Genomic DNA, 8,414 nt, shown 5'->3' with positions numbered 1-8,414 from the left:
ACGCCAGCAGCCGCAGCCCCGACGCCAATGGCAGCGCCTGCGGCCCCCAGCGTTGCTCCGGCCATCGCACCGGCTCCAAGCTGTGGCCCGCCGGACACCAGCCCGGTGGCAATGCCCGGCCCGAAGATGCCCAGGGCCAGCATGGACAGCGAAGCCAGCATGATGACCAGCGCCTGGTCGATGGAGGGCTCGGCACCTGCGGGAATCCTGAACTCGGCAAACAGCCCGGTGCCGATCCCCACGATGACCGCGAGCACCAGCACCTTGATGCCCGAAGACACCACATTGCCCAGCACCTTCTCGGCCAGGAACGCCGTCTTGTTCCAGAGGGCGAACGGCACCAACACGAAGCCCGCGAGCGTGGTCAGCTTGAACTCGATCAGCGTCACGAAGAGCTGCACCGCCAGCACGAAGAAGCACAGGAGGACGATGCCCCACGCGAGGAACAGCACCACGATGGAGGTGATGTTGACGAACACCTCCGGGAAGCCCGCCATCTGCTTGATCTGCTCCAGGATGGGGGCCGCCGCGTCGATGCCGGTCTTGGCCAGCCGCCCCGGCTGCAGGAAGTTGCCCATGCTCACGCTGGAACCGCTGGCCGTCAGGCCCAGCCCCGCGAAAGAGCGAAACACCACGCCCGCGAGCATGTTGAAGTTGCCGATGATGTAGGCGAAGGCGCCCACATAGAGCACCTTGCGGATCAGCTTGGCGATCACGTCCTCGCCCTGGCCGCTGGCATGGCCCATCGCCCAGAACAGTCCGGCGAGCGTCATGTCGATGACGATCAGCGTGGCTGTCAGAAACGCCACCTCGCCCTGCAGCAGCCCAAAGCCCGAGTCGATGTAGCGCGAGAAAACATCGAGAAAGCGGTCGATGACCGATACGTCGTTCATGGCCCGGCCCCGTCAGCGGTTGTAGAAATCGACGGGGTGCGGCGTGTATGGCGTTCCAGAGCCCAGAAAGCGCCGCGTGATTTCGCGCCCGCGCTCCGTGGCCGCGGCCTGCCGCGCCTGCTCCAGCGATACGGCGCGATCCTGCGTGAGCTGCAAGCGTTGCGTCTGGATCGACTGCTTGGCCTGCAGGGCCAGCAACTGGTTCATGGCCTGCATCGCTTGCAGCGCGCCCACGGCCGATTGGCTCTTACCCACGAGGTCAGCCAGCACGGCCTCGTCATCCTTGAGGTTCTGCGAGGCCTGGGCCTGCATCTGCATCGCGGTCTGCAGGCTGGTGAGCGTGTTCTTCCAGCGTTCCTGCGTGTCCCGGTACATCTGGTCGCCGCTCACGGTGGCAGCGTACTGCTCGGGATACAGGCGCTTGAACTCCTTGTCCATGTTCGTCACGTCGTAGGCCAGGCCCTTGGCCTGGTCGATCAGCCGCTGGGTCAACGCCAGGTTGGCGCGCAACTGACCGACCACGCTGGATGGCAAGCTCGCCAGGTTGCGCGCCTGGTTCTCCAACATCTTGGCCTCGTTCTGCAACTGCTTGATCTGGTTGTAGAGCTGCTGCAGCGTCTGGATGGCCGTCAGCATGTTCTGCACGAAGTTGGACGGATCGAACACGATGAGGGCCGCCGCGGGCTGGGCGAACATCAGGGAGCCGGTCAGGACGGCGGCGATTGCGGCGGGAAGGATGCGGGTTTTCATGGTGAGTTCTCCTGCGGGTGGGAAGGAAACGAGGACAGCAGTTCGGCGGCCCAATGCAGGCCGCGATGGCGCAGCCAGGTGGCCGCGAACGGGGTGGAAGCGGAAGATGTGGAGGTGGTGGCGGCAGCGAGCACCGCGTCGATGTCGCGCTGGTCTTGCGGCGTGGACGCACCCGCGAAGGCCAAGGTCGCGGCGCCCAGGTCGAGGTCGAACAGGCGATTGCCGAGACGCGACTGGTAGTAGTAGTCCCGCTTGGGCTGTGCAGTCGCCACGATCTCGATCTGGCGGCTGTTGAGCCCGAAGCCTTCGTAGATCGTGCGAATCTGCGGCTCGGTCGCCTGCGGGTTGGGCAGGAAGATGCGGCTCGCGCAGCTCTCGATGATGGCCGGCGCGATGCTCGAATCCTTGATGTCCGCCAGGCTCTGCGTGGCAAAGATGACGCTGACGTTCTTCTTCCTGAGCGTCTTGAGCCACTGGCGGATGTGCGCCGCAAACACCGGGTCATCGAGAAACAGCCACGCTTCGTCGAGGATCAGCAGCGTCGGCGCACCGTCAAAGCGTTCATCGAAGCGCGCAAAGAGGTAATGCAGCACGGCCATGACAGCGGCCTTGCTGTGCATCAGTTCCTCCATCTCGAAGCACTGCACGGAACCAGCGCCCAGGCGATCCGAATCCGCATCCAGCAACTTGCCGTGTGCGCCACCTAGCACATAGGGCGCCAGCGCTTGCCGCAGTGCGTTCGATTGCAGCAAGACGGAAAGCCCGGTCATCGTGCGCTGCTCCAGCGGAGCACCGGCGAGACTGCCGAGTGCCGACCAGATGGCCACCTTCTCGTCGGGGCCGACCGCGACACCCTCATGCCGCAAGCGGCCTTCGAGCCATTCGGCCGCCCAGGTGCGATAGCCCTCGCGGTCGATGCGGGCGAGCGGCTGGAAGGCAATTTCTCCATCCGTGCCCAGGTCGTAGTGCTCGCCGCCCAAGCCCAGGATGGTGGCGCGCATCGAGCGCCCCATGTCGAAGGCGAAGATGCGCGAGCCGCGATAACGACGGAACTGCATCGCCAAGGTGGCGAGCAAGACCGACTTGCCCATGCCCGTGGGGCCGGCCACCAAGGTATGGCCCACGTCGCCAATGTGCGTCACCAGCCGGAACGGCGTTGCCCCCTCGGTGCGCGTGACGATCAGCGGCGGGCCGTCGAGGTGGTCGTTCTTCTCCGGCCCGGCCCATACGGCGGACACCGGCATCAGATGTGCCAGATTCAGCGTCGAGATGATGGGCTGGCGCACGTTCGCGTAGGCGTGCCCCGGAATCGACGATAGCCAGGCATCCACGGCATTGAGCGTTTCGGGGATCGTCACAAAGCCGCGCCCCTGGATGACGCGTTCCACCATGCGCAGCTTCTCATCGGCCTTCGCCGGGTCGGCATCGAGCACCGTCACCGTGGTGGTGACATAGCCGAAGGCCACTTGGTCGCTGCCCAGCTCCTGCAACGCCGCATCGGCATCCGCCGATTTTTTGCTCGCGTCGGTATCGACCAGCGGGGTTTCCTGCTGGAAGATGGTTTCGCGCAGCAATGCGATGACGTTCTTGCGCTTGGCGAACCATTGGCGGCGCAGGCGGGAAAGCTCCTTTTCCGCATCGGCTTTGTCGAGGCACAGGAACCGGGTTGACCAGCGATACGCAAAGCCGAGGCGGTTGAGGTCATCCAGAATCCCCGGCCAGGTCGAGGTCGGGAAGCCGCGCACCGTCGCCACGCGCAGGTGCTGATCGCCCAGCATGGGCGCCAGCCCGCCAATGAGCGCGGAATCGGCCAGCAGCGCATCGAGATGGAATGGCACTTCCGGCACACCGACGCGATAGCACCGCGTGGAGATGGTCGAGTGCAGGTAGGTCAGCGTCTGGCTGTCATCGAGCCACGCGATCTCCGGCATCACGCCATCGAGCAGGTCAAAGATGCGATCCGTTTCCGCGACGAAGGCCGTCAGGCGCTCGCGCCAGTCCACGCCTTCGGTCGGACGGTTCTCGTAGAGCAGGCCCGCCGCGCGGGCGCGTGCCTCCTCGGGCGGCAGATACATCAGCGTCAGGTGGTAGCCGCTCTCGAAGTGGTTGCCCGAGTCCTGGAAGGCGGCGCGGCGTTCCTCGTCTACCAGCCACGACAGCGGCTCGGGAAACTCCGAGTGCGGGTAGTTGGCGGCGGGCCGGCGCTCGGCTTCGATGAACAAGGCCCAGCCCGAACCCAGCCTGCGCAACGCGTTGTTCAATCGTGCTGACGTAGAGATCAGCTCGCCCTGCGTGGCACTGTCGAGGTCGGGGCCACGAAAGCGCGCCGTGCGCTGGAACGAGCCATCCTTGTTCAGCACGACGCCCGGCGCAACCAGCCCGGCCCAGGGCAGCCAGTCGGCCAGCAATGCGGGCCGCTGGCGGTATTCGGCAAGGTTCAGCATGGCATTCCCCTCACACGTCCAGCAGCGGCCGGTGCTTGATGTGGCGGGCGAAGACCTGCATGAACTGCGGATCGACGCGCGCGCCCCAAACCGCCAGCGCATGACCGACGATCCAGAGCACCACGCCGGGAATCCACATCTGCAAGCCCAGGCCCACGGCAGCGGCCAAGGTGCCGTTGGTGATGGCCACGGTGCGCGGAGCGCCGCCCATCAAAATCGGCTCGGTCAGCGAGCGATGCAGCGGCACCTCAAAGCCGGGAGCGAAGCCCTGCACGCCATCGTGGGCCGCGTTCATACGACGGCCCCGCCCGAGAAGCTGAAGAACGACAGGAAGAACGAGGACGCGGCAAACGCGATCGACAGACCGAAGACGATCTGGATCAGCTTGCGGAACCCGCCCGAGGTATCGCCGAAGGCCAGCGCCAGGCCCGTGGCGATGATGATGATGACCGCGATGATCCGGGCCACCGGCCCCTGGATGGATTCGAGGATGGATTGCAGCGGCCCTTCCCAGGGCATCGAGGAACCCGCGGCCTGGGCGGTGCCCGCAAGCAGCAGCATCAGCGCCGCGAGCATCAAGCCTTGCATGGCCGGGCGAGCCAGGTTATCCAGCCGCGCGGGCCGGCGAAGAGGATTTGCGGAAGTACGGAAAGCAGGAACGATCATCTGCGTCATGGCAGTTCTCCAGAGTGGTCAGGGGACGGGGAGGAAAGGTCGGACTGCGGCAGCAGCTCCGGGAATGGAGCCTCCAGTGCATCCGCCAGTTGGTAGCCCACGCCATCGAAGCCGACGACGCGGGCGATGCTCTCGATGCGGCGCTTGCGCCCGCGCCCGGCGATGTGGATGACCACATTGACCGCTTCCGCGATCAGCGCACGGGGCGGGTTCACCGCCACTTCGAGAATCAGTTGCTCCAGGCGCAGCAATGCGCCCAGCGCGGAGCCGGCGTGGATGGTGGCGACGCCGCCTGGATGGCCGGTGCCCCAGACCTTGATGAGATCCAGCGCCTCGGCGCCGCGCACCTCGCCGACGACGACACGATCCGGGCGCAGGCGCATCGAAGACCGCACCAGCTCGGTCATGGACACCACGCCCTGGCGTGTGCGCAGCGGTACGTGGTCGCGGGCTGCGCATTGCAGCTCCACCGTGTCTTCGAGCACCAGCACGCGGTCGCCGGTGGCGGCGATCTCGGCCAGCAACGCATTGGCCAGGGTGGTCTTGCCGGTACTCGTCCCACCGGCGATCAGGATGTTCTGGCGCTCGCGCACAGCGCGCACCAGCAGGCCCGCCTGTGCGGCGGTCATCATCCCGTCCTCGATGTAGCGCGACAACGGGATCACGCCGAAGGCGCGCTTGCGCAGCGCGAAGGCTGGCCCCGGTGCAGCGGGCGGCAGGATGCCCTCGAAGCGTTCGCCGGTTTCCGGCAGCTCGGCTGTCAGCAGTGGCTGACCCCGATGCACTTCGGCGCCGACGTGGGCAGCCACGAGGCGGATGATGCGTTCGCCATCGGCCTCGGACAGCTCCACGCCCATCGGCGCGCGGCCCGTGGACAGGCGATCCACCCAGAGCGTCCGGTCGGGATTGAGCATGATTTCCACCACGTCCGGGTCTTCGAGCGCGGCAGCGATCAGCGGCCCCATTGCCGTGCGCAGCATCTGGATGCGGCGATCCAGCGATGTGGCCGTGAAGGAGGAAGGAACGGCGCTCATGAGGCTCGCTCCTGTGCTTCGGCCGTGTCCGCCATCCGCATCGGATCGGGATTCAGTTCGTCCACCACGTCGCGCACCAGACTGCGCCCACGCAGCAGGTGGCGGCCAAGCTGTTCGACAAACTGCTCGAAGCGGGCCTTGCCCTGGGCGCGGGCGGCGTCCTGATGGGCCTCGGGAACAGGTGTGCTGACGGTCAGGAAGTAGCGGATGAACAGCGCCAGCGTTTCGATGGCAATGTTCTGGTCGCGCTCCAGGCGCTCGGCGTGGCGCGACAGGCGATCCAGTCGCTTGGCGATGGCGGCTTCGCGCTGGTCGCCAGCGTCGGGCGACAGCCACGATGCAAGCGCTGCCGCGACGATGCTGGACTTGGACACGCCCTTGGCGGCGGCCAGTTCGTCGAGCCGCCTGGCGTGCTCGGGCTGGATGAAGAGATTCAAGCGGTGCTGACTCATAGCGCGATTCCGTCGTCAGGGTCGAGGGATGCCAGCCGGGCCGTGCGCTGCAGGGCCGGGTCGAGCTGGCGCGGGAGGGAGACCGAAAGAGGCAAAGGCATGTCGTCGTCATCGAGCAGCCCGAGGTCGGCTGCGGGCGCAACCAGGTCGGGGTCGTAGGCGACGGTCTCGGAGAGTTCGGGCTGACGGCGCGGGCCGCCGTCATCGGTCGAACCCAGGTGCTCCAGGCCATCGGCCGATGCCGCGGCCGGTGCGACGGGCACGGCGGGAATCGCCAGCCCACTCCAGTCATCCGCACGGGCCGGCGGCACGTCGGCATAGCGCCCCGCGGCGAGCACCGGCGGCGGCAGCACCCGTCGCTTGAAGTTGGCGTCCGCGTAGTAGCGCAGCTTCCTGGCCTTGATCGGCGCCACGCTGGAGACCATCACCACCGCCTCGTCGGGCGGTAGCTGCATGACTTCGCCGGCCGTCAGCAGCGGGCGGGCTGTCTCCTGCCGTGACACCATGAGGTGCCCCAGCCAGGGCGCGAGCCGATGGCCGGCATAGTTGCGCTGCGCGCGCAGTTCGGTGGCGGTTCCCAGTGTCTCGGATATCCGCTTGGCGGTGCGCTCATCGTTGGTGGCGAAGGTCACGCGCACATGGCAGTTGTCCAGGATCGAATGGTTCTGGCCGTAGGCCTTATCGATCTGGTTCAGGCTCTGCGCGATCAGGAAGCTGCGGATGCCGTAGCCCGCCATGAAGGCCAGCGCCGTCTCGAAGAAATCCAGCCGCCCGAGCGCGGGGAATTCATCGAGCATCAGCAGCAGCTTGTGGCGGCGCTCGATGCCATCGGAGCCGTCAAGCGATTCGGTGAGGCGTCGCCCGATCTGGTTGAGGATCAGGCGGATCAGCGGCTTCGTCCGCGAAATGTCCGAAGGCGGCACCACCAAGTACAGCGACACCGGATGCTCGGCCGCGATCAGGTCAGCGATGCGCCAGTCGCAGCGCGACGTGACTTCGGCCACCGTAGGGTCGCGGTAGAGGCCCAAGAACGACATGGCCGTGGACAGCACGCCCGAGCGCTCGTTGTCGCTCTTGTTGAGCACTTCGCGCGCCGCTGAAGCCACCACCGGATGCGGGCCACCACCCTCCTCATTCACGAGGTGGGGCGTGGTCATCATGCGGTGCAAGGTCAGATCGAATGGGCAGGCAGGATCGGAAAGGAAGTTCGCCACGCCGCGCAGCGTCTTGTCTTCGCCCGCGTAGAGCACATGCAGGATGGCTCCAACCAGCAGCGCATGCGAAGTCTTCTCCCAGTGGTTGCGCCGCTCCAGTGCGCCTTCTGGATCGACCAGGATGTCCGCGATGTTCTGCACGTCGCGCACCTCATGCCCGCCGCGCCGCACTTCGAGCAGCGGGTTGTAGGCCGCCGACTGGCTATCCGTCGGGTTGAACAGCAGGCAGTGCGAGAAGCGCGAACGCCAACCTGCGGTAATGCTCCAGTTCTCGCCCTTGATGTCGTGGATGACGGCGGATGCGGGCCACGACAGCAGGGTCGGCACCACTAGGCCCACACCCTTGCCCGAGCGGGTGGGCGCGAAGGTCAGGACGTGTTCCGGGCCTTCATGGCGCAGGTACTGCTGGCGATGCAGGCCGAGGAACACGCCCGCGGACTGGTCAAGGCCCGCTTTGTGAATGTCCTCCGCGTTGGCCCAGCGCGCAGAGCCATAGGTCGTGACCAGCTTGGACTGGCGCGAGCGCCAGATCGACATGCCGATGGCGACCAGCACCGCGAACAGGCCACTGCCCGCTGCAATGACCCCGCCCACGTCGAAGACATGCGGCGCGTAGGCATCGAAGAAGAACCACCACTCGAACAGGCGCCACGGGTGATAGACCGGCGTGCCGAGGAAATCGAACCACGGCGATCCCAGGCGTAGCTGGTACCCCAGAGCCGCTGCCGTCCATTGCGTGGCGCTCCACACTCCGGCGATCACGATGCCGAATACGACGGCAATCTGACCGAACAGCACGTTCGTCCCTTGCATGATCCTGCCTCCGAGAACGGCACAACAACGTGCCGCCCCTATCAGGATCAATGCCATAGGGAGTACCGGTCAAAGACTGAAATCGCCGGGATTAAGGCTTAAAAAGCCATAGTTCTTGCTGTGGCGAAGACAATAAAAA

General features: G+C 66.0%; 8 protein-coding genes. All 8 read right to left on the bottom strand.

The window, feature by feature from the left end; translation table 11 throughout:
- Positions 1–893: P-type conjugative transfer protein TrbL (gene trbL / locus D769_RS04850; protein ID WP_008642623.1), on the bottom strand; the 893-nt coding region annotated here is incomplete at its 3' end.
- A gap of 12 nt (positions 894–905) precedes the next feature.
- The gene (gene trbJ / locus D769_RS04845; RefSeq protein ID WP_008642622.1) at positions 906–1,643 is read right to left on the bottom strand and encodes a P-type conjugative transfer protein TrbJ; all 738 of its coding nucleotides are present in this window, start codon (positions 1,641–1,643) and stop codon (positions 906–908) included.
- The gene (gene trbE / locus D769_RS04840) at positions 1,640–4,087 is read right to left on the bottom strand and encodes a conjugal transfer protein TrbE (protein WP_008642621.1); all 2,448 of its coding nucleotides are present in this window, start codon (positions 4,085–4,087) and stop codon (positions 1,640–1,642) included. The genes trbJ and trbE overlap by 4 nt, the downstream gene beginning before the upstream one ends.
- A 10-nt stretch (positions 4,088–4,097) precedes the next feature.
- Positions 4,098–4,382 carry a VirB3 family type IV secretion system protein gene (locus D769_RS04835; RefSeq protein ID WP_008642620.1) on the bottom strand — a complete coding sequence of 95 codons (285 nt, stop codon included), beginning with the start codon at positions 4,380–4,382 and terminating at the stop codon, positions 4,098–4,100.
- Positions 4,379–4,762 carry a TrbC/VirB2 family protein gene (locus D769_RS04830; RefSeq protein WP_008642619.1) on the bottom strand — a complete coding sequence of 128 codons (384 nt, stop codon included), beginning with the start codon at positions 4,760–4,762 and terminating at the stop codon, positions 4,379–4,381. Before D769_RS04830 ends, D769_RS04835 begins: the two co-directional genes overlap by 4 nt.
- The gene (gene trbB, locus D769_RS04825) at positions 4,759–5,796 is read right to left on the bottom strand and encodes a P-type conjugative transfer ATPase TrbB (protein ID WP_008642618.1); all 1,038 of its coding nucleotides are present in this window, start codon (positions 5,794–5,796) and stop codon (positions 4,759–4,761) included. The genes D769_RS04830 and trbB overlap by 4 nt, the downstream gene beginning before the upstream one ends.
- Positions 5,793–6,248: a ribbon-helix-helix protein, CopG family gene (locus D769_RS04820; protein WP_008642617.1), complete on the bottom strand. Its 456-nt coding sequence runs from the start codon at positions 6,246–6,248 to the stop codon at positions 5,793–5,795. Before D769_RS04820 ends, trbB begins: the two co-directional genes overlap by 4 nt.
- On the bottom strand, positions 6,245–8,275 hold the full coding sequence (locus tag D769_RS04815; protein ID WP_008642616.1) for a conjugal transfer protein TraG: 2,031 nt from the start codon (positions 8,273–8,275) through the stop codon (positions 6,245–6,247). The genes D769_RS04820 and D769_RS04815 overlap by 4 nt, the downstream gene beginning before the upstream one ends.
- Positions 8,276–8,414: the final 139 nt, after the last annotated feature.

Source organism: Cupriavidus sp. HMR-1, assembly GCF_000319775.1.
GTDB classification, from domain to species: Bacteria; Pseudomonadota; Gammaproteobacteria; order Burkholderiales; family Burkholderiaceae; genus Cupriavidus; species Cupriavidus metallidurans.
The sequence above is the reverse complement of the archived record's forward strand: the minus strand, read 5'-3'. Positions and strand labels throughout refer to the sequence as shown.